Here is a 26,594-nt window from a genome sequence, read left to right as displayed (position 1 = left end):
MCCTCCGGGGGGTTKGGGGGGCTGGCCCCCCAATGAACCCTGCGGTTTGGGGGGCCAGCCCCCACTGTCCGGACGCAGAAGGTCGAATACCGCTCTGATCCCGAAAACCGCTTTGCTTTCCGCCTGTGTCCCTCTACCCCTGAGCGCATGAGAACGCTTTTCCTCGGCGACGTGATGGGCCGTGCCGGACGCGCCGCGATCACCGACCACCTTCCCCGGCTGCGCGCCGAGTGGAAGCTCGATTTCGTCGTGGTCAACGGCGAGAACGCGTCGAACGGCGCGGGGCTGAGCGCCGATCACGCGAAGCTGTTGCTCGCGGCCGGGGCCGATTGCCTGACGCTGGGCGATCATGCCTTCGACCAGAAGGACATGATGGGCTTCATCGACAGCGAACCGCGCATCCTGCGGCCGCTGAACTTCGCCAAGCAGGCGCCGGGGCGGGGGCATCGGCTGTTTACCGATGCGCGGGGCCGCAAGGTGCTGGTGCTGCAGGTGCTGGGGCAGGTGTTCATGAAGCGCGCCTTCGACGACCCGTTCTCGGCCGCGGACGCGGTGCTGCGCGCGCATCCGCTGGGCGGGCAGGCGCAGATGATCCTGCTGGACATGCATTGCGAGGCGACCAGCGAAAAGATGGGCATGGGCCATTTCTGCGACGGCCGTGCGAGCCTCGTGGTCGGCACCCATACCCACGTGCCCACGGGCGATGCGCAGATCCTGCCGGGCGGCACCGGCTACCTCACCGACGCGGGCATGTGCGGCGATTACAACTCGGTCATCGGCATGGACAAGGAAGAGCCGATGCGTCGGTTCGTCACCGGCATGGGCAAGACCCGGTTCCAGCCGGCGCTGGGCGAGGCGACGCTGTCGGGCGTGCTGGTCGAAACCGACGACCGCACCGGCAAGGCGCAGAGCATCCGCATGATCCGCCAGGGCGGACGGCTGGAGCCCGCCGGCCCATGATCCGCAGCCTCGCGGTGCCTGTGCTGGCGCTGGTCCTGATCGGTGCCGCCTGGGGCGCCACGCAGCCGCTGGCCAAGGTCGCGGTCAGCGAGGGCTACCGCCATTTCGGCCTGATCTTCTGGCAACTGGTGATCGGCGCGCTGATCCTGGGTGCGGTGACGCTGCTGCGCGGACGGCGGCTGCCGCTGGGGGCGCGGCACCTGCGGCTCTACCTCGTGATCGCGCTGATCGGCACGGTGCTGCCGGGCCTCGCCTCCTATTCCGCCGCCGTTCACCTGCCTGCGGGCATCCTGTCGATTCTGCTGAGCTCGGTGCCGATCCTCGCCTTTCCCGTCGCGCTGGCCCTGGGCATCGACAGCTTTCGCTGGCGCCGGCTGGCGGGGCTGCTGCTGGGCCTTCTGGGCGTGGCGCTTCTGGTGTTGCCCGACAGCGCGCTGCCCGACCGGGCGCAGGCGGTGTGGATCCCGGTCGCCTTGCTGTCGTCGCTCTGCTACGCGCTCGAGGGCAACTACGTGGCGCGCTTCGGCACCGAGGGGCTGGGGCCGATCGAGACCCTCTTCGGCGCCTCGGTCGTGGGCGTGTTCATCGCCTGGCCCGGCGCGCTGGCCACCGGTCAGTTCATCGACCCGCGCGGGCCCTGGGGCGCGCCGGAGCTGGCGCTGATCGTGTCGTCGGTCCTGCATGCGCTGGCCTATTCGGGCTATGTCTGGCTGGTGGGCCAGGCCGGGGCGGTCTTTGCGGTGCAGGTCAGCTATTTCGTCACGCTCTTCGGGGTCTGCTGGGCGATGATCTTCCTGAACGAGGCCTATGCGCCGCTGATCTGGGCGGCGCTGGCGCTGATGCTGGCCGGGATGGCGCTGGTCCAGCCGCGTCCGCGGACACCGCTTGTGGAGGCCGGGACGCTCGGTCAGAATGCGCAAGGCTCATAGCAGGCAAGGCACCGCAGCATTATGGACTTATTCGACTTTTCGCAGACGACCGAGGCTTTCGTCACCATCGCGGTGGTGGCCGGAATGTTCGTCCTGTTCGTGCGCGAAACCTACCCGACCGAGGTCGTGGCCATCGCGGGGGCGGCGGTGCTGCTGCTGCTGGGGGTGCTGCCTTACGACGCGGCGCTCGAGGTGCTGTCGAACCCGGCGCCCTGGACCATCGCGGCGATGTTCATCGTCATGGGGGCTATGGTGCGCACCGGCGCGCTCGATGCCTTCACCACCGTCGCACAGACCCAGGTCCAGAAACGCCCCGTTCTGGCCATGGCCGGCATCCTCGGGGTGGTGGTGCTGGCCTCGGCCTTCATGAACAACACGCCGGTGGTCGTGGTGATGCTGCCGGTCTTCGTGCAGCTCGCCAAGGTGCTGGGCGTGGCGCCCTCCAAGCTGCTGATCCCGCTCAGCTATGCGGCGATCCTGGGGGGGACGACGACGCTGATCGGTACATCGACCAACCTGCTGGTGGACGGGGTGGCGCGCGGCGCCGGGCTCGACCCCTTCACGATCTTCGAGGTCACGCCGCTGGCGCTGATCCTTGTGGCGGGGGGGATGCTCTACCTTGGCTTCGCGGGCCGGTTCCTGCTGCCGGACCGGACAAGCATGGCAGGGATGCTCTCGGACCGCAGTCGGATGAAGTTCTTCACCGAGGCGGTGATCCCGCCGGACAGCAACCTCATCGGCCGCGAGGTGCTGAGCGTGCAGCTTTTCAAACGCGAGGGCGTGCGGCTGATCGACGTGATCCGCGGCGACGAATCGCTGCGCCGCAACCTCAAGGACGTGACGCTGCAACTGGGCGACCGGGTGGTGCTGCGCACCCAGATGACCGAACTGCTGAGCCTGCAGAGCAACAAGCAGCTCAAGCGCGTCGACCAGGTGAGCGCGGTCGAGACCTCGACCGTGGAGGTGCTGATCACCCCGGGCTGCAAGATGGTCGGGCGCCGGCTGGGCGCGCTGCGGCTGCGGCGGCGGTTCGGCGTCTACCCGCTGGCGGTGCACCGGCGCAACCAGAACATCGGCCGGCAGCTGGACGAGCTGGTGGTGCGGGTGGGCGACACGCTGCTGCTCGAAGGCGCGCCCGACGACATCAAGCGGCTGGCGGACGAGATGGCGCTCGTGGACGTGTCGCATCCCTCGGCACGCGCCTTCCGGCGTGGCCATGCGCCCATCGCGCTGGCGGCGCTGGCGGGGATCGTGCTGCTGGCGGCGTTCAACGTGGCGCCGATCCTGGCGCTGGCGGTGATCGCCGTGGCGGTGGTTCTGCTCACCCGCTGCATCGACGCGGACGAGGCGTTTTCCTTCATCGAGGGCCAGCTTCTGGCGCTGATCTTCGCCATGCTGGCCATCGGCGCGGCGCTGGAGGCCTCAGGCGCGGTCGAGTTGATCGTGCAGGCCATTGCACCCTACCTCGCGACGCTGCCGCATGTGCTGCTGGTGGCGGCGGTGTTCATGCTCACCTCGACCCTGACCGAGCTGGTGTCGAACAACGCCGTGGCGGTGGTGGTGACCCCCATCGCCATCGGGCTGGGGCAGGCGCTGGGGGTCGATCCGCGCCCGCTGGTGGTCGCGGTGATGGTCGCGGCGTCGTGCAGTTTCGCGACGCCCATCGGCTACCAGACCAACACCATGGTCTACGGCCCCGGTGGCTACCGGTTCAGCGACTTCCTACGGGTGGGCATTCCGATGAACCTGGTGATCGGGGTTCTGGCCTCGGTCGCGATTCCGCTGATATGGCCGCTTTAGCCACGCCGATTTTCTCGAGAAAATCGGACCGGAAATCTCGATATTTCCGGGGCTTGGAAGGCGATCCTCAGGTTTCGGGCGGGCGCGATTTTCTTTAGAAAATCGGAACGGATTTCTCGAGAAATCCGGTGCCTAGCCGTAGCGTTGCACGAAATTGGCAAGGATGCGCTGCGGCACCTCGACCGAGCTTGCGCGGCACATCTCGATCAGCGCCTCCGCCTCGGACGGGTCGAAATAGCCGCGGTCCTTGTAGATGCGGATGCGGGTGGCAAAGCCGCTCGCGTCGGCCTCGGGGTGGAATTGCGTGGCATAGACGTTTTCACCGTAGCGGATCATCTGCATCGGGCAGGGGTCCGAGGCCAGCAGGTGGACGCAGCCGGGCGGCAGGCTTTGCAGCGCTTCCTTGTGGCCCACGAAGGCGTCGAACCGGCGGGGCAGGTCGGCCAGCAGCGGATCGGTCGCGGCGGCGGGCTGCGCGGTGCAGGTCACGGACCCCACCGGTTCGCCATAGCGCGCCTTGGAGACCTTGGCGCCCAGGTGGTGGCCGAGGATGCCGATGCCGTAGCAGCAGCCCATGAAGGGCACGTCGTCCCCGGTGATGCGGGGCATGAGCGACAGGATCTGCGCCTCGATCCGCGCCTCGACCGGGTCCTTGGTGGCCGCATCGTCGCTGACGCAGCCCGGCCCGCCGCCGACAATCACCCCGGCATAGTCGCGCGGGTCGAGGTCCGCGGGCAGGTCCTCCTGGTCGAGCCGGATGCGGTGTGTCCGCTCCGCCCGCAGCCCGCCCTTGGCGAGGAAGGCCGCGTATTCATCGTCCGACGCGGCGGTTTCGGGACGCAGTTGCAGGATCAGGAAAGTGCTCATGCCTAGCGCATAGCCAAGGATGCGGGGCAGGGGAAGAGCCTTGGCTCAGAACGGCCAGAACACGAGGATCGCGGGCACCGAGGCGGCGACCACGATGACCTCGAGCGGCAGGCCCATGCGCCAGTAGTCGCCGAAGCGATAACCGCCGGGGCCGAGGATCAGCGTGTTGTTCTTGTGCCCGATGGGCGTGAGGAAGGCCGAGGAGGCCGCGACCGCCACCGCCATCAGGAACGGGTCGGGCGAGACGTCGAGCCGGTTCGCCATCTCGATCGCCACGGGGGCGGCGACGATCGTGGTCGCCGTGTTGTTGAGCACGTCCGACAGGGTCATGGTCACCACCATCAGCGCCGTCAGGATCATCCAGGCGGGCAGGCCGTCGGTCAGCGCCACCAGCCCGTCGGCAATGAGCGCCGTGCCGCCCGCCTCGTCCAGCGCCGCGCCGAGCGGGATCATCGACCCCAGAAGCACGACCACCGGCCATTCGATGTGATCGTAGATCTCTGCCACCGGCAGGATCTGCACGAGCACGTAGGCCACCACCACGAGCCCGAGCGCCACCGGCAGGCCGACGAGGCCGAAACTGGCCGCCGCCACCGCCGCGCCAAACAGGCCGATGGCAAGCCAGGTCTTGGTATTTTGCGTCACGGTCAGGCCGCGGTCCGCGAGCGGCAGGCAGCCCAGCTGTTCCGCGACCTCCCACGACGTTTCCTTGGGCGTCAGCAGCAGCAGGATGTCGCCGGCCTCGACCCGGGTCGAACGCATGGCGTTGCGGACCGGGCGGCCCTTGCGCGAGATGCCCAGCAGGACCGAGCGCAGCCGCCAGGTGATGCCGAAGCCCGACGCGGTGCGCCCGACGATCCGCGCGCCTTCGGGCACCACAACTTCGGACAGGGTCAGGCCGGCGGTGTCGGCGGTCAGCAGCTCCTTGCGCTGGCTGTCGGTGAAATCGAGCGACAGTGCCGTCCGGAATTCGTCCAGCGCGTCCGGCGTCGCCTCGAGCACCAGCGCATCCCCGGCGTGCAGCAGCGTGTCGAGCGCGCGGCCATAGCGCCGCTCGCCGTCACGGATCAGGCCGAGGATCGCGACCTCGGCGCTTTCGGCCTCGGGCAGCAGGTCGCGCAGCGGCTTGCCGATATGGTCGGAGTCCTCGGGCACGGTCAGTTCTGCGAGGTAAGGTTCCAGCTCTGCCGCCGGCGTCGTCCCGTCGCCGCGCTGCGGGATCAGGCGCCAGCCGACCAGCGCCACGAAGGCCAGCCCCGCGAGTGCCGCCGCGCCGCCCACCGGGGCGAAGTCGAACATCGAGAACGGCGCGCCCAGGGCGTCGCTGCGGTATTGCGCAATGATGATGTTGGGCGGCGTCCCGATCAGCGTGACCATGCCGCCGAGAATGGTGGCGAAACTCAGCGGCATCAGCGACAGGCTGGCCATGCGGCCGGCCTTGCGGGCGGTCTGGATGTCCACCGGCATCAGCAGTGCCAGTGCCGCCACGTTGTTCATGAAGCCCGACAGCACCCCGCCGATGGTGCCCATGATGGCGATATGGCTGCCCAGCGAGCGCGAACTGTCCACCAGCGTCCGGGTGATGAGATAGACCGCGCCGGACCGCACCAGCCCGGCCGACACCACCAGCACCAGCGCCACGATGATCGTTGCCGGGTGGCCGAAACCGCTGAAGGCCTGATCCACCGGCACGAGCCCCAGCACCACCGCCACCAGCAGCGCCGAGAAGGCCACCAGGTCATAGCGGAATCGCCCCCAGATCAGCAGCGCGAAAACCAGGCCGAAAAGCGTGAAAAGGGTGATCTGGTCCAGCGTCATGGACGCACCCTAGGCGCAAGTTCCGGCACGCGCCAGAGCCTGCCTGCGGGCTTGCGGACCGGGCGGGCCATGGCCTATAAGCCCGGGCAATTCAGACATCCTGACATCCGAAGAGGGCAGAGCCATGGCCGGGCATTCCAAATGGGCGAACATCCAGCATCGCAAGGGGCGGCAGGACGCCGTGCGGGCCAAGCTGTTCTCCAAGCTGTCCAAGGAAATCACCGTCGCCGCCAAGATGGGCGATCCCGACCCCGACAAGAACCCGCGCCTGCGGCTGGCGGTCAAGGAAGCCAAGTCGAACTCTGTCCCCAAGGACGTGATCGACCGCGCCATCAAGAAGGCCATCGGCGGCGATGCCGAGAATTACGACGAGATCCGCTATGAAGGCTACGGCCCCAACGGCGTCGCGGTGATCGTCGAGGCGATGACCGACAACCGCAACCGCACCGCGTCGACCGTGCGCTCGACCTTCACCAAGAACGGCGGCAACCTCGGCGAAACCGGATCGGTCGCCTTCATGTTCGAACGCAAGGGCGAGGTGACGTACCCGGCCAGCGTCGGCGATGCCGACGACGTGATGATGGCCGCCATCGAGGCCGGGGCGGAGGATGTCGAAAGCTCCGAGGACGGGCACGTGATCTGGTGCGCGGATACCGACCTGAACGACGTCTCCACCGCGCTGGAAGAGGCTTTGGGCGAATCCGAGTCGACCAAGCTGGTGTGGCGCCCGACCACCACGACCGAGCTCGATCTCGACGGGATGCAGACGCTGATGAAGCTGGTCGAAGCGCTGGAGGACGACGACGACGTGCAGCGCGTGACGACGAATTTCGAAGCCTCCGACGAGGTCATGGCGCAGCTCTGAGCGCGCTCTTCTTGCCAGGTCGATCGGTCCGCCCGCCCCCGTCGATCTGCTTCGGCGGTGGGAACGGTGGGTTGAAAACCCACCCTACATGCGGTTGAAACGGCCGTCTGCCTGAAACGGAGTCTGACGTGGATCACGAGTCGCTTCTGGCAGGCTTCGGCCTTGGCTTTTCGCTGATCCTCGCGATTGGGGCGCAGAATGCCTTCGTGCTGCGGCAGGGTCTGGCACGGAGCCATGTGTTCGCGGTGTGCCTGACCTGCGCGTTGTCCGATGCAATCCTGATCGCCGCCGGGGTCGCGGGGTTCGGCGTGCTCACCCAGGCGGTGCCGGGGCTGGAATGGGGGATGCGGCTTTTCGGGGCGGCGTTCCTGATCTGGTACGGCGCGCGGTCGCTGCTGGCGGCCTGGCGCGGCGGGCAGGCGTTGCAAGCGGGCCACGGGCAGCAGAGTCTGCGCGGGGCGCTGGCGACCTGCCTGGCGCTGACCTGGCTCAACCCGCATGTCTACCTCGATACCGTGGTGCTGCTTGGGGCCGTCGCGGCGCAATACGACGACCGGCTGCTCTTTGGCCTTGGCGCCGTGACGGCGTCCTTCGTCTTTTTCTTCAGCCTCGGCTACGGCGCGCGGCTGCTGGCGCCGGTCTTTGCCCGGCCCGGCGCCTGGCGGGTGCTGGAGCTGGGGGTGGGGCTGGTGATGTGGGCCATCGCGGCCTCGCTGCTGCTGGGCGGCTGAGCCGGGTTGCAAACCGCCGCGCGCGGGTGTTCAAGGACGCATGGACAGCAAGGCATCACGCCCCGTCGCGGGCATCGCGTGGATGGTGGTGACGGGGCTTTGCTTTGTCATGGTCACCGCGCTGGTCAAGCTGCTGGGCGGCCGCATCCCCGCCGCCGAAAGCGCCTTTCTGCGGTATCTTCTGGGGCTGGTGTTCCTGCTGCCGGTGTGGCGGCAGCTGGCGGCGACGCGGCTTACGCGCCGGCAATGGCGGCTGTTCGGCATGCGCGGCGCGGTGCACACGGTGGGGGTGATGCTGTGGTTCTACGCCATGACCCGCATCCCCATCGCCGAGGTGACGGCGATGAACTACCTCACCCCGGTCTACGTGACGATCCTTGCCGTGCTGGTGCTGAACGAGCGGCTGGCGCTGCGGCGCATCCTTGCGGTGGTGGCGGCGCTGGCGGGGGCCGTGCTGATCCTGCGGCCGGGGTTCCGGGAGCTCGATCCGGGGCATCTTGCAATGCTCGGCACGGCGGCGCTCTTCTCGGGCTCCTACCTCACCGCCAAGATCCTGTCGGACGAGCTGTCGGCCACGGTGGTCGTGGCGATGCTGTCGGTGACGGTGACCATCGGCCTCGCGCCTTTTGCCGCGCTTCACTGGGTGACGCCGACGCTTTATGATCTGGGCGTGCTCTTCGGTGTCGCCTGTTTCGCCACCGCCGGGCATTTCACCATGACGCTGGCCTTTGCCGCTGCCCCGGTGACGGTGACCCAGCCGGTGACCTTTCTGCAGCTTGTCTGGTCGGTGATCATCGGCGCGGTGTTCTTTGCCGAACCTGCGGACCCCTGGGTCATCGCCGGCGGGTCGGTGATCATCCTGGCGGTCAGTTTCATCACCTGGCGCGAGGCGCAGCTGAAGCGGAAGCACATCACCCCGCCGACCCCGGCAACAAAGGTCTGAGCCGCGTCGCGATTGTTGCGGAACTCGAAATCTTACCGCTTCACCGACGCATTTCCGCCCCATTCGCCGCGTTTACTCCACGTCATGACACGGATGGAGAGTACCATGTTCGCCGAAAACCAACTGACCGAGAATTTCGACCAGATCACCGCCTTCCTGCTGAAAGAGCGGCAGAAGGTCCTGTCGGAAACCGAATGGAAGTTCCGCATGCGCGGCTACGGCTACAACCTGCGCCGCACCGATACCGGGGTGGAGATCGCCCGCCTGCCGCAGAATCGGGTGCTGGGAACGCTGGCTGTCTGAGCCCGTGATGCCTGGTTTGCAGGTGTCCACGACGGCTATCCGGCGCAAGGTCGGATGGTAACATCCTTTGCCGGATGAATAAAAATTATTAATTGACTGATCAGTCAATGAACGGCAGCCTATCTCTAATGGGGATCGGCATGGCACGTATCGGAAAAGAACCGCAGCGTCGCGCCGCATTGGTGGCGGCGACCATATCAGAGGTGGGGGCGGCGGGATCGCTCGATGTCACGGTGGGGCAGATCGCCCGCCGGGCGGGGGTCTCCAGCGCGCTGGCCCATCATTACTTCGGCGGCAAGACGGATATCTTCTTGGCTGCCATGCGCCATATCCTCACGGAATACTCCGCCGAGGTGCGCGCCGCGCTCAAGCGCACGACGGTGCCCGAGGCGCGCCTGCGGGCGCTGGTCGCCGCAAATTTTGCCCAGAGCTTCTTCGAGCCGGCGACTGTGGCCGCCTGGCTCAATTTCTACGTCCTGGCGCAGCGCGACCCGCAGGCGGCGCGTCTCTTGCGCATCTACAAGCGGCGGCTGCGGTCGAACCTGATCGCGGCGCTGCGTCTGCACGCCAGTGACCCGGCGCCGGTGGCGGACACGCTGGGCGCGCTGATCGACGGGCTTTACCTGCGCGCGGCCCTGGGCGGCACGGCGATGGGGGCAGAGGCCACGGAACAGGTAATGGATTGCGCCGAGGCGCTAACACGGGGGAGGACATGAGCGGAAATATCCTGATCATCATGGTGGACCAGCTGAACGGGACGCTGTTCCCCGATGGCCCGGCGGAGTGGCTGCACGCCCCCAATCTGAAGCGGCTGGCGGCACGCTCGACGCGGTTCCGCAACGCCTATACCGCTTCGCCGCTTTGCGCGCCGGGGCGGGCGGCGTTCATGTCCGGGCAACTGCCCAGCGGCACCGGGGTCTATGACAACGCGGCGGAATTCCAGTCGTCCATCCCCACCTATGCGCATCACCTGCGGCGCGCCGGGTACTACACCTGCCTTTCCGGCAAGATGCATTTCGTCGGGCCCGACCAGCTTCACGGGTTCGAGGATCGGCTGACCACCGACATCTACCCGGCCGATTTCGGCTGGACCCCGGATTACCGCAAGCCCGGCGAGCGCATCGACTGGTGGTATCATAACATGGGGTCGGTGACCGGCGCGGGCGTGGCCGAGACGTCCAACCAGATGGAATACGACGACGAGGTCGCTTTCAACGCCTGTGCCAAGCTCTACGATCTGGCGCGAGGTGGCGACGACCGGCCCTGGTGCCTGACGGCGAGCTTTACCCATCCGCACGACCCTTACGTGGCGCGGCGCAAGTACTGGGACCTTTACGAGAACTGCGAGCACCTGCTGCCGCAGGTTCCGGCGATGGCCTATGACGACCACGATCCGCATTCCAAGCGCATCTTCGACGTCAACGACTGGCGCTCCTTCGACATCACAGAAGACCAGATCCGCCGGGCGCGCCGTGCCTATTTCGCCAATATCTCCTACCTCGACGACAAGGTGGGCGAGATCCTCGACGTGTTGGAACGTACCCGGCAGGAAGCGACGATCCTTTTCGTCAGCGATCACGGCGACATGCTGGGCGAGCGCGGGCTGTGGTTCAAGATGTCCTTCTTCGACGGCTCGGCGCGGGTGCCGATCATGATCGCGGCGCCGCAGATGACGCCGGGCCGGGTCGACGCACCGGTGAGCAATATCGACATCTGTCCGACGCTTTGCGAACTCGCCGGGGTCAGCATGGACGAGGTGATGCCCTGGACCATCGGTGAAAGCCTTGTGCCGCTGGGGCAGGGCAAGCCGCGGCAGAGCCCGGTGATGATGGAATACGCCGCCGAAGCCTCTTATTCGCCGCTGGTCTGCCTGCGCGAGGGGCGCTGGAAATACACCAACTGCGCGCTCGATCCCGAGCAGCTGTTCGACATGGAGGCCGATCCGCAGGAGCTGACCGACCTCGCCGAGGACCCGGACCATGCGGAAACGCTGGAGCGGTTCCGGGTCATGGCGGCGGCGCGCTGGGACCTCGAAGCCTTCGACGCCGACGTGCGCCAGAGCCAGGCCCGCCGCTGGGTGGTCTACGAAGCGTTGCGCCAGGGCGGCTACTACCCCTGGGATTACCAGCCGCTGCAGAAGGCGTCCGAGCGGTACATGCGCAACCATATGGACCTGAACGTGCTCGAAGAGAACAAACGGTTCCCGCGCGGCGAGTGACGCTGGACCCCGGAAACGACCCCGCCGCCCGAGGGCCAGGGCGGCGGGGCAAAAAAACAGGCCTTAGGAAACAACAACAGGGAACAGTTATATGCCGGAAATCAAACCTCCGTTGACCGACCTGCCGATCAAGACGGCCACGTCCGGGTTCTACAACGGCTTCAGCCTTGACGTGACGGTCACCTCCAAGCTTGCCGTGGGCGGGCTGGTGCTTTGGGCCGTGGCCTTTCCCGCGCAGGCCGGGGCGGTGCTCTCGGGGCTCAACACTTTCATCCTGGCGAACTTTGCCGCCTGGTACATCTACGTCATGGCCGCCTTCGTGCTGGTCTGCATCGCGCTGGCGATCTGGCCGACCGCCGGGCGGCTGAAGATGGGCGGCCCGGACGACGTGCCGGAGTTCTCGAATTTCTCGTGGTTTTCCATGATGTTCGGCGCGGGCATCGGGGTCGGGATGCTGACTTGGGCGGTGGCTGAGCCGATCTATCACTTCAACAACAACCCGGAGGTGATCCAGGGGCTGGCCACGGCGCGCGGCGAGGACAATTTCCTCAACGCCTACCAGTGGAGCTACCTGCACTGGGGCTTTTCCGCCTGGTCGTCCTATGCCATCGCGGGTCTGGCGCTGGGGTATTTCACCTATCGCCGCGGCCTGCCACTGACCATCCGCAGCTCGCTCACACCCCTGTTCGGCAAGGCGCTGTCTGGGCCGCTGGGCCATGTGATCGACATCGTGGCGGTGATCGCGACGATCCTCGGCGTGGCGCAGACGCTGGGCTTTGGCGTCGAGCAGTTCGTCGCGGGCATGAGCCGCATCGGCATCGGCGACTGGCTGCTGAACGACGAGGGCACGGCGTCGACCGTGGGCATCCTCTTTGCCATTTTCATCATCATGGGTGCCTCGACCCTCTCGGCCCTGTCGGGCGTGGGCAAGGGCATCAAGTGGCTCTCGAACATCAACATGGGGCTGTCGATCTTCCTGCTGGCCTTCCTGATGATCTTCGGCGCCACCTGGTTCGGCATCCAGGCGCTGTTCCTCGGCATGTGGGAATATGTGATCAGCCTTCCGGCGATGATCTTCACGGTCTATCGCGGCGACGGCGGCGAGGTGTCCCAGGCGCTGGAAAACTGGCAGGGCGCCTGGACAGTGTTCTACTGGGCCTGGTGGGTCGCCTTCGCGCCCTTCGTCGGGCTGTTCCTTGCCCGCATCTCCAAGGGCCGGACGATCCGCGAATTCGTGCTGGGTGCCGTGTTTGTCCCGGCGGTCATGTGTTTCGTCTGGTTCTCCTTCGCCGGCGGCACGGCGATCGAGCTGGAACTCTCGGGCGTGGCCGAGGGTCAGATCTTCGGCGCCACCGACGGCGACAAGATCTTCGCCATGACCGGCATCATGCTGGGCGAGACGCTGGGCTGGATCATGGCGGTGATCATCGTGATCCTGCTGATGACCTATCTCGTGACATCCGCGGACTCCGCCGTCCTGATCGTGAACACGATCAACGCCGCCGGGGACGAAGGCCCCAAGGCGCGGCCGCACATCATCTTCTGGGGCGTGGCCCTCGGGCTGGTGGTGGCCGCACTCCTGCTGGTGGGCGGGCTGACCGCGATCCAGACCGCCATGGTGATCGGCGCGCTGCCCTTCAGCCTGGTGATGGTGCTGATGTGCCTGGGCCTCTTCAAGGCAATCTACAACGACGGCATCCGCGAAAAGAACGGCGTGCCGTCGATCTATCCGGCGGCGGCGGACCCCGCCGAATAAGGCTCAGAGAATGCGCGCGGGCGGGGGCAGAAAAGTTCCCGCCCGGTGCCGGACACGGCGGGTTCCTGCCGAAAGAGCGGAACAATAGAGGTCTTGGCCTGTTGTCATATGACATACCGTTCGGCGCCAAGCCGGATGCAAGAAGTATAATCGGGGACAAAGCAATGACTTATCTGATTTCCTTCGGAATCCTGCTGGCCTTCGGGCTGGTGATCTTCGTGACGATCAAATGGTGGAACCTGCGCCTGATCGGACGCGACCCGGTGCCGATGTTCGTGTTCATCGCCATCCTCTTCACCTCGGGGCTCGATGTGGGGCTGATCATGTTCCCGCTGGCCTTCGACTTCCCGCTCTATGCCGACACCGAGGCCAACCCGGCCTATGCCTTCACCAACCCGCTGGCGCTGGAATTCGGGTTCTGGGGTTTCCTGATCTGGGCCTTCTACTTTCTCACGGCTTTCTATTTCTGTGCCATCGAGCCGCGGGTGAAGTTCTTTGAAAAGCCCATCGTGCGGCTGGTGAACAACGTGGTCATCGTCACCACCTGCGCCTTTACCGGGTCGCTCTTCCTGATCTACCTGCCGTATTACCTGCCCAGCATCGGCGACGGAGAGTCCGTGGTCACGACCTTCTACGTGATCGTCTTCGCGGTGATCCTCGCGGCCTCCTACAGCTCCACCGACATCAAGTTCGTCAAGGTGCTGTCGGTGGGGTCGACCGTGCTGTTCCTGCTGCTGATCCTCGGCCTCTGGCTTCACGCGGGTATCGGCCTTGGAGAATTCGGCGCGACGATCAGCAATATCGGCGGCTATTTCGGCAATATCCACCGCTTCGTGCTGCCGCTGACGGAATATCACGAGTTCTACCTTTTCTGGTGGTTCGCCTGGTCGGTGATGATCGGCCAGTTCACCTCGCGCTTCGTCGGCGGGATGAAGGTGCAGCATATGCTGGCGGCGCTGATGATCATCCCGTCGATCCCGCTCGCCGTGTGGTTCGCGGTGCTGTACTACTATTACCTCAACAGCATCCCGACCGACGGGCTGATCAACTGGGCGATGGTGATCGTCGGGACGACCTTCGTGATCAACTCGCTCGACAGCCTGATCCGGCTTTATACCGACAACCTGAACCTGACGACCGAGCGGTTCGGCAAATGGACCTATGTTGCCGCCAACACGGCCGTCCTCTTCAGCCTGACGCTGCTCTTCAAGAGCCAGTGGCTGCAGATCGAATGGATCGGCGGCATCGTCATCGCGCTCTATGTCGGCGTGCTGGTCTGGATCGCCATGCGCCACCGCGACGTCGTGCAGGACGTGAAGGGCACCTACAAGAAACCCGTGCTCGACTGAACTGGTGGTCCCGGCCCGCGGGCCGGGACCGTCGCAGACGAAGACAATGCAAGGAGGGCCATATGGCCTATGACACGCAACCCGAGGCCAGCCACTTCATCGACGGCGCCTATGTGGAGGATACCGAGGGCGAGCTGATCGAGGTGGTCTACCCGGCCACCGGTGAGGTGATCGCCAGGGTCCATGCCGCGACGCCGGCTGTGATCGAGAAGGCCATCGCCTCCGGGAGGCGGGCGCAGAAGGACTGGGCACTGATGACCGGGCGCGAGCGTGGCCGCATCCTGACGCGGGCGGCGGCGATCATGCGCGAGCGCAACCACGATCTGTCGGTGCTCGAGACCTGGGACACCGGCAAGCCCTACCAGGAAACCAGTGTCGCCGATGCCACCAGCGGCGCCGATGCGCTGGAGTATTTCGGCGGTCTGGCCGCCACGCTGACCGGCGAGCATATCCAGCTGGGCGAAGACTGGGCCTATACCCGCCGCGAACCGCTGGGGCTGTGCGTGGGCATCGGCGCCTGGAACTATCCCACGCAGATCGCCTGCTGGAAGGGCGCGCCGGCGCTGGCCTGCGGCAATGCGATGATCTTCAAACCCTCCGAAACGACTCCGCTGTCGGCGCTGAAGGTGGCCGAGATCCTGGTCGAGGCGGGTCTGCCCGCCGGCATCTTCAACGTGGTGCAGGGCATGGGCGCCGTGGGCGGCGCGCTGGTGACCGATGCCCGCGTCGACAAGGTGTCGCTGACCGGATCGGTGCCGACGGGGCGCAAGGTCTATGCCTCGGCGGCGGACGGGCTCAAGCACGTGACGATGGAGCTGGGCGGCAAGTCGCCGCTGGTGATCTTCGACGATGCCGATCTCGAGGACGCGGTGGGTGGCGCGATCATGGCCAACTTCTATTCCTCCGGGCAGGTGTGCAGCAACGGCACGCGGGTCTTCGTGCAGAAGGGCATCCGCGAGCGGTTCGTCGCGCGCCTGGCCGAGCGGCTGGGCAATGCGGTGATCGGCGATCCGATGGACCCCGAGACCAGCTTCGGCCCGCTGGTCAGTGCCCGGCAGATGGAGATAGTGCAGGGCTATATCGCCAAGGGCGTCGAGGAGGGGGCGACACTGGTGACGGGCGGCGAACGACTGGACAAGCCGGGGTTCTGGCTGACCCCGGCGATCTTCGACGGCGTCACCGACGACATGACCATCGCGCGGGAAGAGATTTTTGGCCCCGTGCTGTCGGTGCTGGAATTCGAAAACGAGGACGAGGTGATCGCGCGGGCGAACGACACCGAATTCGGCCTGTCGGCGGGGGTCTTCACGCAGGATTTCGCCCGCGCGCACCGGGTGATCGCACAGCTGGAGGCCGGGACCTGCTTTATAAACTCCTACAACGACGCGCCGGTGGAGGCGCCGTTCGGAGGCGTGAAGATGTCCGGGGTCGGACGCGAGAATTCGAAGGCGGCGGTGGAGCATTATTCGCAGCTCAAGACCGTCTTCGTGCGCATGGGGCATATGGAGGCGCCGTTCTAGGCGGCGTCTCCTCCGCCCTGGCGGGCGTCCTCGCCATCGGGGACGAAAAGAATTTGCTGAGAGGCGGTTCAGGGGCGTTCGGCGGGAAAACGGGTCAAAGGATCGTTTTCTTGTCCGCCTCACCCTTGAACGCGCCAGATCGAGTGTAAGAGGCGAGTCCGCAGAGCCTCAAGGACCCTGGCGCGCCGCCTTCGGCGGTCGCCCGCAGCGCTCCTTGATCCTCTGCGGCCTCACCGGACGGAGTGAGAGATGGACGCGGATTATGTGATCGTGGGGGCCGGATCGGCAGGCTGTGCCATGGCCTATCGGCTGGCCGAGGCAGGCAAGGACGTGCTGGTGATCGAGCATGGAGGATGGGACGGCGGACCGTTCATCCAGATGCCGGGGGCGCTGAGCTACCCGATGAACATGAAGATCTACGACTGGGGGTACGAGACCGAGCCCGAGCCGCACCTGGGCGGCCGCAGGCTGGCCTGTCCGCGCGGCAAGGTGCTGGGCGGGTCGTCTTCGATCAACGGCATGGTCTACGTGCGGGGTCACGCGATGGATTTCGACCACTGGCGCGACAGCGGCGCCGATGGCTGGGGCTATGCCGACGTGCTTCCGTATTTCAAGCGCATGGAGCATTGGAACGGCGGCCGGTCGGACTGGCGCGGCAGCGACGGTCCGCTTCACATCAGCCGCGGCACCCGCGAGAACCCGCTGGTCAGGGCCTTCGTCGAGGCCGGGGTGCAGGCGGGCTACGAGGCGACCGAGGATTACAACGGCGAAAAGCAGGAGGGTTTCGGCCCGATGGAGGCGACGATCCGCAAGGGTCAGCGCTGGTCGGCCGCCAATGCCTACCTGCGGCCGGCGCAGAAGAAGGGCGCCAAGGTCGTGCGCGCGCTGGCGCGGCGGGTGGTGATCCGCGATGGCCGCGCCGTGGGCGTCGAGGTCAAGCGGGGCGGCCAGGTCGAGGTGATCGGCGCACGGGCCGAGGTGATCCTCGCGGCCTCGTCGCTCAACTCGCCGAAGCTGCTGATGCTGTCGGGGATCGGCCCCGCCGCGCATCTGGCCGAGCACGGGATCGAGGTCGTCGCGGATCGGCCCGGCGTGGGGCAGAACCTGCAGGATCATCTGGAGCTATACCTTCAGATGGCGGCGACGCAGCCGGTGAGCCTGTTCAAATACTGGAACCTCTTGGGCAAGGCCTATGTGGGCGCCCGGTGGTTGTTGCGAAAGGACGGGCCGGGGGCGTCGAACCAGTTCGAAAGCTGTGCCTTCATCCGCAGCCAGGCGGGCGTGCCCTATCCGGACATCCAGTACCATTTCCTGCCGCTTGCGGTGCGCTACGACGGCAAGGTCGCGGCCGAAGGGCATGGCTTTCAGGCCCATGTGGGCCCAATGCGTTCGCCGTCGCGGGGCGAGGTGACCTTGCGGTCGGCCGATCCCGAGGATGCGCCGCGGATCCTCTTCAACTACATGAGCACCGAGCAGGACTGGGAGGATTTCCGCCGCTGCATCCGGCTGACGCGCGAGATCTTCGCGCAGGACGCCTTTGCGCCCTATCGCGGCAAGGAAATCCAGCCCGGGGCCGAGGTGCAGACGGATGACGAGCTCGACGATTTCATCCGCGAGCATGTGGAAAGCGCCTATCACCCCTGTGGCACCTGCAAGATGGGCCGCCTCGACGATCCGATGGCGGTGGTGGACCCGGAGGCGCGGGTGATCGGCGTCGACGGCCTGCGCTTGGCGGACAGTTCGATCTTTCCGCAGATCACCAACGGCAATCTTAACGGGCCGTCGATCATGGTCGGCGAAAAGGCGGCGGATCATATCCTGGGGCGGACCTTGGCGCCGGTGAACGACGCGCCCTGGGTCCATCCGGAGTGGAAGACGGCGCAGCGTTAAGGACGATGCGCGAAATCGGTTGATCCCGCCGGCTTTGCCGGCGAGATTAACCAAATGTTAAGACTTTGTTCCCTGTTTGTATTGCTGTGCGCGACCTCGGCCTGGGCCGGGCCGTCGGGGCCGGTCCGCGTGATTGACGGCGATACGATCGACGTGGGCGGCACGCGGGTGCGGCTGCACGCGGTGGATGCGCCGGAAATGGACCAGATGTGCGGCGGGCAGGGCGCGCCGGCCTGGGCATGTGGCGCCTGGGTGCGGCAGGAACTGCGCGCCCGGATCGAGGGGCGGCAGGCGGTCTGCGCAGCCGTCGACACGGATCGCTATGGCCGCGTTGTGGCGAAATGCACGGTTGCGGGCCGCGACCTGGGCGAGATGCTGGTTTCTGACGGGCTGGCCTTTGCCTATCGCACCTATGGCTGGGATTACGACCTGCAGGAAAAGCAGGCGGCGGTGGCGGGGGCCGGGCTGCATGCGACCGGCGTGACCTCTCCGGCGGCGTTCCGGCGTCTGGGGCGGGCTGTTCCGGCGCAGGAAGCTTCGGGCGAGTGCCGGATCAAGGGCAACATTAGCCGCGACGGCAAGCGCATCTATCACGTGCCGGGACAGGCCTGGTACGACAAGACGCGGATCGACGGGGGCAAAGGCGAACGCTGGTTCTGCACAGAGGCCGAGGCGCGGGCCGCCGGGTGGCGCCGGGCGAAGCGGTAGATCGGTCTGCGGTCTCGCGTCGGCCAAAGTGTGCGGGAAACAGAATGCGCGGGCAACCGCAGGGCAGTCCGATCGGCGGATTGCGCGGTCCCGGCACCGTTCAGCTGCGACCTGCCAGCATCTCTTCGACCGGGCCGGTGATGGCGGGGGAGTCGGGCCCGACGGTCGAGCCGTAGGTGCCCGCAATGCTGCCGTCCGGGGCGATCAGGATCTTGTTGAAGTTCCAGCCGGGTTCAAATCCGGCGGTGTCGGCCACCCATTCGTAGAAGGGATGCGCGTCGGGCCCGCGCACATGGGTGATGTCGGTCATCGGCAGGGTCAGGTTGAAATTGACCTCGCAGAATTCCTTCACCTCTTCGGCCGAGGACAGCTCTTGCCGGAAATCGTCGGACGGCACGGCCAGCACCACGAGGCCCGCGTCCTTGTAGCGGTCGTGCAGCGCCTGAAGCCCGTCGTATTGCGGGGTGAAGCCGCAGCGCGAGGCGGTGTTGACCACCAGCACCGGCTTGCCGGCCCAGTCGGCGCTGTCGATCTGGCCGCCGTCGATGCTGTTGAAGGTGAACCGCTCCAGCGCCTGCGCGGGCAGGGCGGTGAGACAGGTCAGGGCGATGGCAAGCAGGGTGCGGGTCATGGCATGAGCCTCCTTGCCGGATGAATTAGCGCGGGCGGACGGGTGTCAAGGCCTGCCGAAGGGGCTGGATCGTACCGCGCGGCAAGCCTATCTTCGGTAGAGGAGGAACGCTCATGGCAGGCGGATGGTCCCGCGACGGCGCGGTGAACGAACAGATCGAAGCCTCGATCCAGGACGAACTGGCGCGGCTCAAGGCCCGGCGCGGGCCGCAGGGCGAGAGCGCGGCATTCTGCGTGGATTGCGAAGAGCCGATTCCCGAAAAGCGCCGCCAGGCGCTTCCCGGGGTGAAGCTCTGCATCGACTGCCAGCAGGAGCGCGACGGCAGCTACAAGGCGCGCGGCGGGATCAACCGGCGCGGCTCCAAGGATTCGCAGCTCAAGTAGGGCCGCGCAGCGGAGAGAGGAAGCCGATGATCCGCGCGTGTCTCTCCGCCTTGTTGCTCGTGCCGCTGCCGGCCGTGGCCGAGACTTTGGGGAAGATCACCGCCTTTATCGGCGCCGACCGCCGGAGCTGGTACACGATCACCATGGAGCAGGGCGGCCGCACGGTGCCGACGGCGAGCCTGCGCCAGGGTCAGCGCCTGTCCGAGATGCTGGTGCAGGGGCATCCGGAGCCGGAATTCTCGACCCGCGGCATGTTCAGCGTCGATGCGCGGTTCCTGGGCAGCATCGCGCCCGGCGTGGTGCCGCTTTCGGTCGATGTGGTGCACATGCCCGAGGGTATGGGCGGACCGTTCTGGACCAGCCGGGGCGCCGCGCAGCGGCCCGTTGTCGAGATCGTCGAACTGGAGCTCTGGGGACGCGTCGGGCAGCTGACCGCGACCTTCGAGGCAGAGCTGTGTCGCAAGGACAAGCTGAGCCGGCCCACCGATCTGGCCGATTGCCGGTCCGTCACCGGCGCGATCGAGACGGACTTCTTTGCAAACTAGGCCCGCCGGGTGACGCGCGCCTGCGGCGACGCCCCACCCGCCGTCCCGATACGCGTCAGTCTTCCATCGCCTCGAGCTCGTCGATGAAGCCCGAAATCATCGACAGGCCCTTGTCCCAGAATTTCGGATCGCTCGCGTCCAGGCCGAAGGGCGCCAGCAAAGCCTTGTGGTGCTTCGACCCGCCCGCCTTGAGCATGTCGAAATACTTCTCCTGGAACCCCTCGGGCTGTTCCTGGTAGGCGGCATAAAGCGCGTTCACCAGCCCGTCGCCGAAGGCATAGGCGTAGACGTAGAAGGGCGAGTGCACGAAATGCGGGATATAGGCCCAGAAAGTCTCGTAGCCCGGCATGAATTCGAAGGCATCGCCCAGCGATTCAGCCTGCACCGACATCCAGAGCGCGTTGATGTCGTCGGGGGTAAGCTCCCCGCCGCGCCGCGCGGCGTGCAGCTTGCATTCGAAGTCGTAGAAGGCGATCTGGCGCACGACCGTGTTGATCATGTCCTCGACCTTGCCCGCGAGCAGCACCTTCTTTTCGGTGTCGGTCTGCGCGTTATCGAGCATCCGGCGGAAGGTCAGCATCTCGCCGAAGACCGACGCGGTTTCCGCCAGCGTCAGGGGTGTCGAGGACAGCATCTCGCCCTGTCCCGCGGCCAGCACCTGGTGCACGCCGTGACCCAGCTCGTGCGCGAGGGTCATCACGTCGCGCGGTTTGCCGAGGTAGTTGAGCATCACGTAGGGGTGTACGTCCGTCACCGTGGGATGCGCGAAGGCGCCCGGCGCCTTGCCCGGCTTCACCGCCGCGTCGATCCAACCCTTGTCGAAGAAGGGCTGCGCGATCTCGGCCATGCGGGGGTCGAATTCGGCGTAGGCGTTCATCACCGTGGCGCGGGCGTCGTCCCAGGTCACGGTCTTGGGGTCCTCGAGCGGCAGCGGCGCGTTGCGGTCCCAGACCTGCATCACGTCGAGCCCCAGCCACTTTCGCTTGAGGTTGTAGTACCGGTGCGAGAGCTTGGGATAGGCGGCGACCACCGCGTCGCGCAGCGCCTCGACCACCTCGGGCTCCACGTCGTTGGAAAGGTGCCGGCCGGTCTGGGCGGTGGGCATGCCGCGCCAGCGGTCCATGATCTCCTTTTCCTTCACGGCGGTGTTGTGCACGCGGGCGAAGGTGCGGATGTTGGCGGCAAAGACGCGCGCCAGTTCCTCGGCGGCGGCCTGGCGTGTCGGGCGGTCGGGATCGGTGAGCAGGTTCAGCGTGCCCTCAATGGTCAGCGCATCGCCCTGCACCTCGAATTCAAGTCCCGCAATGGTTTCGTCGAACAAACGTTCCCAGGCGTCGCCGACGACGCTGAGGTCGTGCAGGAACTTCTCCATCTCGTCCGAAAGCTGGTAGGGCTTCATCGCGCGGATGCGGTCGAAGGCGGGTTTGTAGCGGGCAAGGTCGTCATTCGCGGCGAAATGGCCATCCAGCACCGCGTCGTCGAGCCGGTTCAGCTCGAGCGTGAAGAAGACCAGCGGCGTGGTGTAGGTGGTGATCTTTTCCTGCGTGTCGCTGAGGAACTTGGTGCGCGCGGAATCGGTGGTCAGCTGGTAGTAGCGCAGACCCGCGAAAGACATGATGCGTCCGGCGATGTTCTCGATCTTCTCGTGCCGGTGCACGGCGTCGAGGAACCCGGCGGCATCCAGATCGGCCAGCTTTCCCTCGTAATCGACCGCGAAAGAGGCGCATGCCTGCTCAAGCCAGTCGAGGTCGCGCTTGAGCTCGGGCGCGTCGGGTGACGGGTAGAGATCGGTGAGGTCCCATTCCGGCAGATCGCCGAGGTTTTTGCCCCCGGCAGAGGCATTGGCATCGAAGAACGGGCGGATCGGCATGGGGCACTCCTTTGTCGGCGTCCCGAGCGGGACGCGCGGTTGTCTCGGGTTCAGAGGTAGGCGCCCGCCGCCGCAGTCTCAAGCAGAAACCGGCGCCGCGGCGGGTGGATCAGGCCGCGTCGCTTTTGGTGTCGATGGCGGTGAGCAGCGCGGTTTCGAGGTCTTTCTCCAGCTCGCGGGCGCGGGCGATATAGGCTTCGTTCTGCGCGGTGGGGATCTTGGGATCCCAGAGCGCGGCCAGTTCGCGGACCGTGTGGCGGTCGTGATGAAAGAACGTCTCCTGCGCCACCGCGGCCTCGTATTCCGACAGGCCGATGTTTTCCAGCACGTAGCGCCCGGCGCGCAGGGAGCTGTCGAACAGTTCGCGCACGATATCGTCGGCCTTTGCCTGGTAAAGCGCGTAGACATGGGTGCGGTCGCGGGCGCGGGCGACCACGTGCAGTTCCGGGCGCAGCTGCTTGGCCAGCGCCACCAGCTTGGTGGTGGCGGCGGGATCGTCCAGCGCCACAACCAGCACCTTGGCGTCGTCGATGCCCGCGGCATGCAGCAATTCCGGCCGGGTCGGATCGCCGAAGAAACCCTTGAAGCCGAACTGCCGCATCAGCTGAATGGTTTTCAGGTCGTTGTCGATCACCACGGTCTTGAAGCCCGCCGATTGCACCATGCGGTTGACGATCTGGCCGAAGCGGCCGATCCCGGCGATGAGCACGGTGCCCTTCTCATCGATCTCGTCATCCTCGGGCGTGTCGTCCGGTTCGGCGGCCAGCCGCGCCGACAGCCATTCGTAGAGGATGAAGAGCAGCGGCGTGATCAGCATCGACAGCGCCACCACCAGCAGCAGGCGCTGGCCCAGCGTTCCGGTCAGCACCCCCTGTTGCAGCGAGAACGAGATCAGCACGAAGCCGAATTCGCCCGCCTGTGCGAGGCTGAGGGTGAAGAGCCATTGCTGCCGTCCGCGCAGGCCGAAGAGCCAGCCCAGCACGAAGAGTATCGTGCCTTTCAGAAGGATCACACCCAGCGTCATGGCCAGGATCACGAAGGGCGCGGTCAGGAAGGCGCCGAAGTTGATGCCGGCGCCGACGGTGATGAAGAAGAGCCCCAGCAGCAGGCCCTTGAACGGCTCCACGTCCGACTCGAGCTGGTGGCGGAATTCGGAGTTGGCCAGCACCACCCCGGCCAGGAAGGTGCCGAGCGCGGGCGAAAGGCCCACGAGCATCATCAGGAACCCGATGCCGACGACGATGAGCAGGGCGACGGCGGTGAACATTTCGGGCAGGCGCGAGGCGTTGATGAAGCGGAAGAGCGGCCGAGCGCCGTAGACGCCGCCGAGGATGATGAGCGCCACGGCGCCCAGGGTCACCAGCGCGACGCCCCAGCCGGGCAGCCCCTCGACCAGGCTCATGCTGGCGCCGTGGCCCGCGCCGTGATCGTCGCCGCCGCGCAGGATCGACCCGTCGGCGTTCAGCGTCGGCTCGAACCCGTGGGCGAGCAGCGGCAGCAGGATCAGCATCGGGATGACGGCGATGTCCTGGGTCAGCAGCACTGAAAAGGCCGACCGTCCGCCGCCGGTCTGCATCAGCCCCTTTTCCGAAAGGGTCTGGAGCACGATGGCGGTAGACGACAGGGCAAAGATCATGCCCACCGCGAGCCCGGTCGCCCAGTCGAGCCCCAGCGCCATGGACGCTGCCATGATCGCCAGCGTCGTCAGCGTGACCTGAAGTCCGCCCAGCCCGATCAGCCGGTGCCGCATGTCCCAGAGCGCCCGCGGCTCGAGTTCGAGCCCGATCAGGAACAGCATCATCACCACGCCGAATTCGGCGAAATGCTGCAGGTCTTCGGTGGCGGCGACGATGCCAAGCACCGGCCCGATGATCAGCCCGGCAACAAGGTAGCCCAGCACCGATCCCAGCCCAAGCCGCGCCGCAACCGGCACGGCGATGACCGCAGCCAGAAGGTAGATCGTCGCCTGGAAAAGAAAGGTGTCCATGAAAAGTCCTTGTCAGTATGCGCGAACGATGCGCGCGCGCTCCGGGTGAAAGCAACCGGAATGGGCTGCGCACTCACCCAAAGGCCCGAATCGGCGCAGGGTCTGTGCAGCTTTCGTGCAGATGTCGGTATGGTAGCGGGCCGGGCGGGCAGGGCAATATGCGCAGCCGCGATCCCTTGGCCGGCGGGCCTACCGCGGCGAAAGAGGTTACGGCATGCTGAGCGTCGCGCTGCGGCCGCCCTTGGTGTAGCGCAAGTCGGAATCGCCGATCGCCGCGACCCGGCCGCCGTCGATCCGGTCGCCGACCTGGACCTTCTGATACCGGCCGTTGGGCAGCCGCACGAGCGCGCGCCGTGCCGCCGGCTTGCCGTAGACGCCGATCAGGCTGATCCGCCGCATGTCGAGCGCGCCCCGCACCGTCGCCCGCTGCGCCACGTTCGCGGTCGAGGGGATCGACGGCTGCACCGCGCGCGGCGCGACGGCGGCGGCCGAGGCGACCTGCACCTCGGGCTCCGGTTCGGGGGTGCTGGCGGCGCGGGCGCGGGCTTCGGCGACGATCCGCTCGATGTCACGCGGACGGCGCAACGGCTTGGGCGAGGTGTCGATGGCCTGTGCCGTGGCGGTGACGTCGGCCTCTTCCGCGAGCTTGGCGACCTCGGGGCGGATGGTCGGGCGCAGTTGCGCCAGTTCGGCCCGCGACACGCCCTGCAGCAGCGACCGTTCGTTGCGCTCCACGATGCCGTCGGGCCGGGCGGCGGGGCGGAAGCCCTGCAGCCGGTCCTGCTCGGCGCGGGTTTCCTCGGTCACCGGCGCATCGGGGCTGCCCGGCACGGGGCGGCCCGGCGGCACGGCGGGGGGCAGGCCCGCGTAGATCAGCACTCCGTCGGCGTTCAGCGCGCCGGTGGCCACGGCGCGCACCAGGCCGCGGTCGTCGATGTCGAAGACCGTGCCGGCGGGCGCGGGCACCGGCGGAGAGACGTAGGACGGATCGCCGCTGCGCGCGGCTTCGGGCAGGGCCACGGCGTCGAACTGCTGCACCTCGGTGTCGATCGAGGCCACGTAAAGATCGTCGAGACCGCCCTGCGCAGGCTCCGACGGCGCGCCGGGGGCGCGTTGCCAGATGCCGGTCGCGGCATAGGTCGCCTCGGCTTCCTCGGGCGACAGCGCACGCGGGCGTTCGGGCTCTGCCAGCGGTTCGGCGGGGTCGGGCACAGCGGTCTCGGGTGCCGGATCCAGCGCCGCGAGTTCCACGGGCGGCTCTTCGGGCGCGGCCTCGGGCGTCGGATCGGGGCTCGGCAGCGCCTCTTCGGCGACCTGGACGTCGGGCGAGGTGTCGGGGCGGAAGAACCGCGCCAGCCCGTCATCGAGGAAGACCGAGGCCCAGGCCGCGACGCCCGCGAGGAAGATCAGCAGCACTGCGGTCAGCATCAGGCCCAGGAACCGCGGCTTGCCGCCGACGCGCGCCTGGCTCTGCCGCGCGCCGAACACGGTCATGCGCTCGCGTTCCATGTCCTCGGGCGACGGACCCGCTGCGGCGGCAGCGCGACTGCGTCCGCCGCCCAGACGGGCCAGCGCCGAGGTCAGCACCGGTTTCGGCGGCGAGGTGTCGGTGCTGTCGGCGCGCGCCTTGATCCGCGTGCTGGCGGCGACGGCGGGCTTGGGCGTCTCGGCCACGGGCTCGGACACCGGCGCCGCGATCGGTGGCGGTTCATGGCGTGGCTTGCGGCGGCTGAAGAAACCGCCCAGCACCGATGGCTTGGCCGCGGTTGCGGTCTCCTGCCGGTGCGCCTGGGTTTTCCGGTGATCGTCGGCGCGGCGCTCGAAGGAGGCCGTGGCCTCGCTGCGGGAGGCCGCGATGTCGGCGGGCTTGGCCGTGTCCGCGGCGGCGGCGGTGCTGCCGTCCCCGTCCGCCTTGGTGCCAAGGCCCTGCGGCGTCAGCCGGCCGACGGAGGGCAGGGCGTCGCGTCCCGGCGCGCGCAGCGTGGGCGTGGTCGACGGGCCATCGTCGCTGCGCGAGGCGCGGATGCTGGTGAAGGCCGGGGGCGGGGTCTTGTCCTCGGCATGCGGCGCGATGCTGGGCGCGGCAACGGCGCCCGCCTCGGCAGAGGTCGGCACGGCCAGGCGCGCAGGGGCCGGGCGCGGGGAGTCCGTCTCCTGTTGTGTCCCGGACCCGGTGTCGGCGGCGCCGGGGCGCAGGGCGGCGGCGTCCTCGGTATCGGCATGGGTCGTCTCGAGCGCCGGCTTTGGCGCAGGGGCCGGGGCGGGCGTTTCGGACGGCGGCGTGTCAGCCGCTTCGGGCGCGCCGGTCTCGGGCTCGGCAGCGTCGGAACCGGCGGCGTGCGGTCTCTTGGCCTTCGCTTCGGGCGCTGCCGGCGCAGGTGCCGGTGCGGAAGGTTCAGATGCGGAGGACACAGGCGCGGGGGTGTCCGGCGCGGACGCTTTCGGGGGCGCCGCGGACGCGGGGGCGGCCGCCGGGATCGGGTCGGGCTCGGGCGTCGCTGTCGCCGCGACCGGGGGCGCC

At 67.2% G+C, this 26,594-nt stretch carries 22 protein-coding genes; 16 read left to right on the top strand and 6 right to left on the bottom strand.

Translation table 11 applies throughout. The features are described 5' to 3' along the window. Positions 1 to 147: 147 nt before the first annotated feature. The 3 genes from DU478_RS19710 to DU478_RS19700 are packed head-to-tail and all read left to right on the top strand — an operon-like array spanning position 148 to position 3,689. Positions 148 to 960: a TIGR00282 family metallophosphoesterase gene (locus DU478_RS19710; protein WP_114512604.1), complete on the top strand. Its 813-nt coding sequence runs from the start codon at positions 148 to 150 to the stop codon at positions 958 to 960. Then, positions 957 to 1,889: a DMT family transporter gene (locus DU478_RS19705; RefSeq protein WP_114512603.1), complete on the top strand. Its 933-nt coding sequence runs from the start codon at positions 957 to 959 to the stop codon at positions 1,887 to 1,889. The genes DU478_RS19710 and DU478_RS19705 overlap by 4 nt, the downstream gene beginning before the upstream one ends. Positions 1,890 to 1,910: 21 nt before the next feature. Further along, entirely contained in the window at positions 1,911 to 3,689 is a 1,779-nt protein-coding gene (locus tag DU478_RS19700; RefSeq protein ID WP_114512602.1) for an SLC13 family permease, read from the top strand. A 132-nt stretch (positions 3,690 to 3,821) separates the two neighbouring features. Here DU478_RS19700 and DU478_RS19695 read toward each other — a convergent pair whose 3' ends face one another. Both DU478_RS19695 and DU478_RS19690 read right to left on the bottom strand, forming a co-directional pair. Further along, the gene (locus DU478_RS19695; RefSeq protein WP_114512601.1) at positions 3,822 to 4,556 is read right to left on the bottom strand and encodes a glutamine amidotransferase; all 735 of its coding nucleotides are present in this window, start codon (positions 4,554 to 4,556) and stop codon (positions 3,822 to 3,824) included. 45 nt (positions 4,557 to 4,601) lie between these two features. Beyond that, a complete protein-coding gene (locus DU478_RS19690; RefSeq protein ID WP_114512600.1) occupies positions 4,602 to 6,374 on the bottom strand; it encodes an SLC13 family permease in 1,773 nt (590 codons plus the stop codon). 124 nt (positions 6,375 to 6,498) lie between these two features. On the opposite strand from DU478_RS19690, the gene DU478_RS19685 reads away from it, so the two are divergent. From DU478_RS19685 to DU478_RS19635, 11 genes are all read left to right on the top strand, one after another. Continuing rightward, positions 6,499 to 7,239: a YebC/PmpR family DNA-binding transcriptional regulator gene (locus DU478_RS19685; protein WP_114512599.1), complete on the top strand. Its 741-nt coding sequence runs from the start codon at positions 6,499 to 6,501 to the stop codon at positions 7,237 to 7,239. Positions 7,240 to 7,367: 128 nt separating this feature from the next. Next, positions 7,368 to 7,970 carry a LysE/ArgO family amino acid transporter gene (locus DU478_RS19680; RefSeq protein WP_114512598.1) on the top strand — a complete coding sequence of 201 codons (603 nt, stop codon included), beginning with the start codon at positions 7,368 to 7,370 and terminating at the stop codon, positions 7,968 to 7,970. A gap of 40 nt (positions 7,971 to 8,010) precedes the next feature. Then, complete coding sequence (locus DU478_RS19675) at positions 8,011 to 8,913, top strand: DMT family transporter (protein WP_233501455.1); 903 nt, start codon at positions 8,011 to 8,013, stop codon at positions 8,911 to 8,913. Positions 8,914 to 9,018: 105 nt separating this feature from the next. Beyond that, positions 9,019 to 9,216 carry a hypothetical protein gene (locus DU478_RS19670; protein WP_114512597.1) on the top strand — a complete coding sequence of 66 codons (198 nt, stop codon included), beginning with the start codon at positions 9,019 to 9,021 and terminating at the stop codon, positions 9,214 to 9,216. 140 nt (positions 9,217 to 9,356) lie between these two features. Further along, the gene (betI, locus tag DU478_RS19665) at positions 9,357 to 9,932 is read left to right on the top strand and encodes a choline-binding transcriptional repressor BetI (protein WP_114512654.1); all 576 of its coding nucleotides are present in this window, start codon (positions 9,357 to 9,359) and stop codon (positions 9,930 to 9,932) included. After that, positions 9,929 to 11,434: a choline-sulfatase gene (gene betC, locus DU478_RS19660; protein ID WP_114512596.1), complete on the top strand. Its 1,506-nt coding sequence runs from the start codon at positions 9,929 to 9,931 to the stop codon at positions 11,432 to 11,434. Before betI ends, betC begins: the two co-directional genes overlap by 4 nt. Positions 11,435 to 11,525: 91 nt before the next feature. After that, positions 11,526 to 13,190, top strand: coding sequence for a BCCT family transporter (locus DU478_RS19655; protein ID WP_114512595.1), 1,665 nt, complete (start codon positions 11,526 to 11,528; stop codon positions 13,188 to 13,190). A 164-nt stretch (positions 13,191 to 13,354) separates the two neighbouring features. Then, positions 13,355 to 14,539, top strand: coding sequence for a BCCT family transporter (locus tag DU478_RS19650; RefSeq protein ID WP_114512594.1), 1,185 nt, complete (start codon positions 13,355 to 13,357; stop codon positions 14,537 to 14,539). A gap of 62 nt (positions 14,540 to 14,601) precedes the next feature. Then, positions 14,602 to 16,059: a betaine-aldehyde dehydrogenase gene (betB, locus tag DU478_RS19645; RefSeq protein WP_114512593.1), complete on the top strand. Its 1,458-nt coding sequence runs from the start codon at positions 14,602 to 14,604 to the stop codon at positions 16,057 to 16,059. 249 nt (positions 16,060 to 16,308) lie between these two features. After that, entirely contained in the window at positions 16,309 to 17,949 is a 1,641-nt protein-coding gene (gene betA / locus DU478_RS19640) for a choline dehydrogenase (RefSeq protein WP_114512592.1), read from the top strand. A gap of 54 nt (positions 17,950 to 18,003) precedes the next feature. Further along, positions 18,004 to 18,657: a thermonuclease family protein gene (locus tag DU478_RS19635; protein ID WP_114512591.1), complete on the top strand. Its 654-nt coding sequence runs from the start codon at positions 18,004 to 18,006 to the stop codon at positions 18,655 to 18,657. Between the two features lie 100 nt (positions 18,658 to 18,757). Here DU478_RS19635 and DU478_RS19630 read toward each other — a convergent pair whose 3' ends face one another. Beyond that, positions 18,758 to 19,288 (bottom strand): glutathione peroxidase, encoded by a 531-nt coding sequence (locus DU478_RS19630; protein WP_114512590.1) that lies wholly within the window; start codon positions 19,286 to 19,288, stop codon positions 18,758 to 18,760. A 113-nt stretch (positions 19,289 to 19,401) separates the two neighbouring features. Here DU478_RS19630 and DU478_RS19625 point away from each other — a divergent pair, with 113 nt between their 5' ends. Both DU478_RS19625 and DU478_RS19620 read left to right on the top strand, forming a co-directional pair. Further along, the gene (locus DU478_RS19625; protein ID WP_114512589.1) at positions 19,402 to 19,671 is read left to right on the top strand and encodes a DksA/TraR family C4-type zinc finger protein; all 270 of its coding nucleotides are present in this window, start codon (positions 19,402 to 19,404) and stop codon (positions 19,669 to 19,671) included. Between the two features lie 26 nt (positions 19,672 to 19,697). Further along, a complete protein-coding gene (locus DU478_RS19620) occupies positions 19,698 to 20,216 on the top strand; it encodes a hypothetical protein (protein ID WP_114512588.1) in 519 nt (172 codons plus the stop codon). Between the two features lie 55 nt (positions 20,217 to 20,271). Here DU478_RS19620 and DU478_RS19615 read toward each other — a convergent pair whose 3' ends face one another. From DU478_RS19615 to DU478_RS19605, 3 genes are all read right to left on the bottom strand, one after another. Beyond that, positions 20,272 to 22,086 carry a M3 family oligoendopeptidase gene (locus DU478_RS19615; protein ID WP_114512587.1) on the bottom strand — a complete coding sequence of 605 codons (1,815 nt, stop codon included), beginning with the start codon at positions 22,084 to 22,086 and terminating at the stop codon, positions 20,272 to 20,274. 109 nt (positions 22,087 to 22,195) lie between these two features. Continuing rightward, a complete protein-coding gene (locus DU478_RS19610; protein WP_114512586.1) occupies positions 22,196 to 24,073 on the bottom strand; it encodes a monovalent cation:proton antiporter-2 (CPA2) family protein in 1,878 nt (625 codons plus the stop codon). A gap of 207 nt (positions 24,074 to 24,280) precedes the next feature. After that, positions 24,281 to 26,594 (bottom strand): hypothetical protein (locus DU478_RS19605; RefSeq protein ID WP_233501454.1); only part of this gene is annotated, 2,314 nt, incomplete at its 5' end.

This window comes from Thalassococcus profundi (assembly GCF_003344785.1).
Classification (GTDB): domain Bacteria; phylum Pseudomonadota; class Alphaproteobacteria; order Rhodobacterales; family Rhodobacteraceae; genus Puniceibacterium; species Puniceibacterium profundi.
Note: the sequence above shows the minus strand (reverse complement) of the source record. Positions and strands in the feature narration are given on the sequence as shown.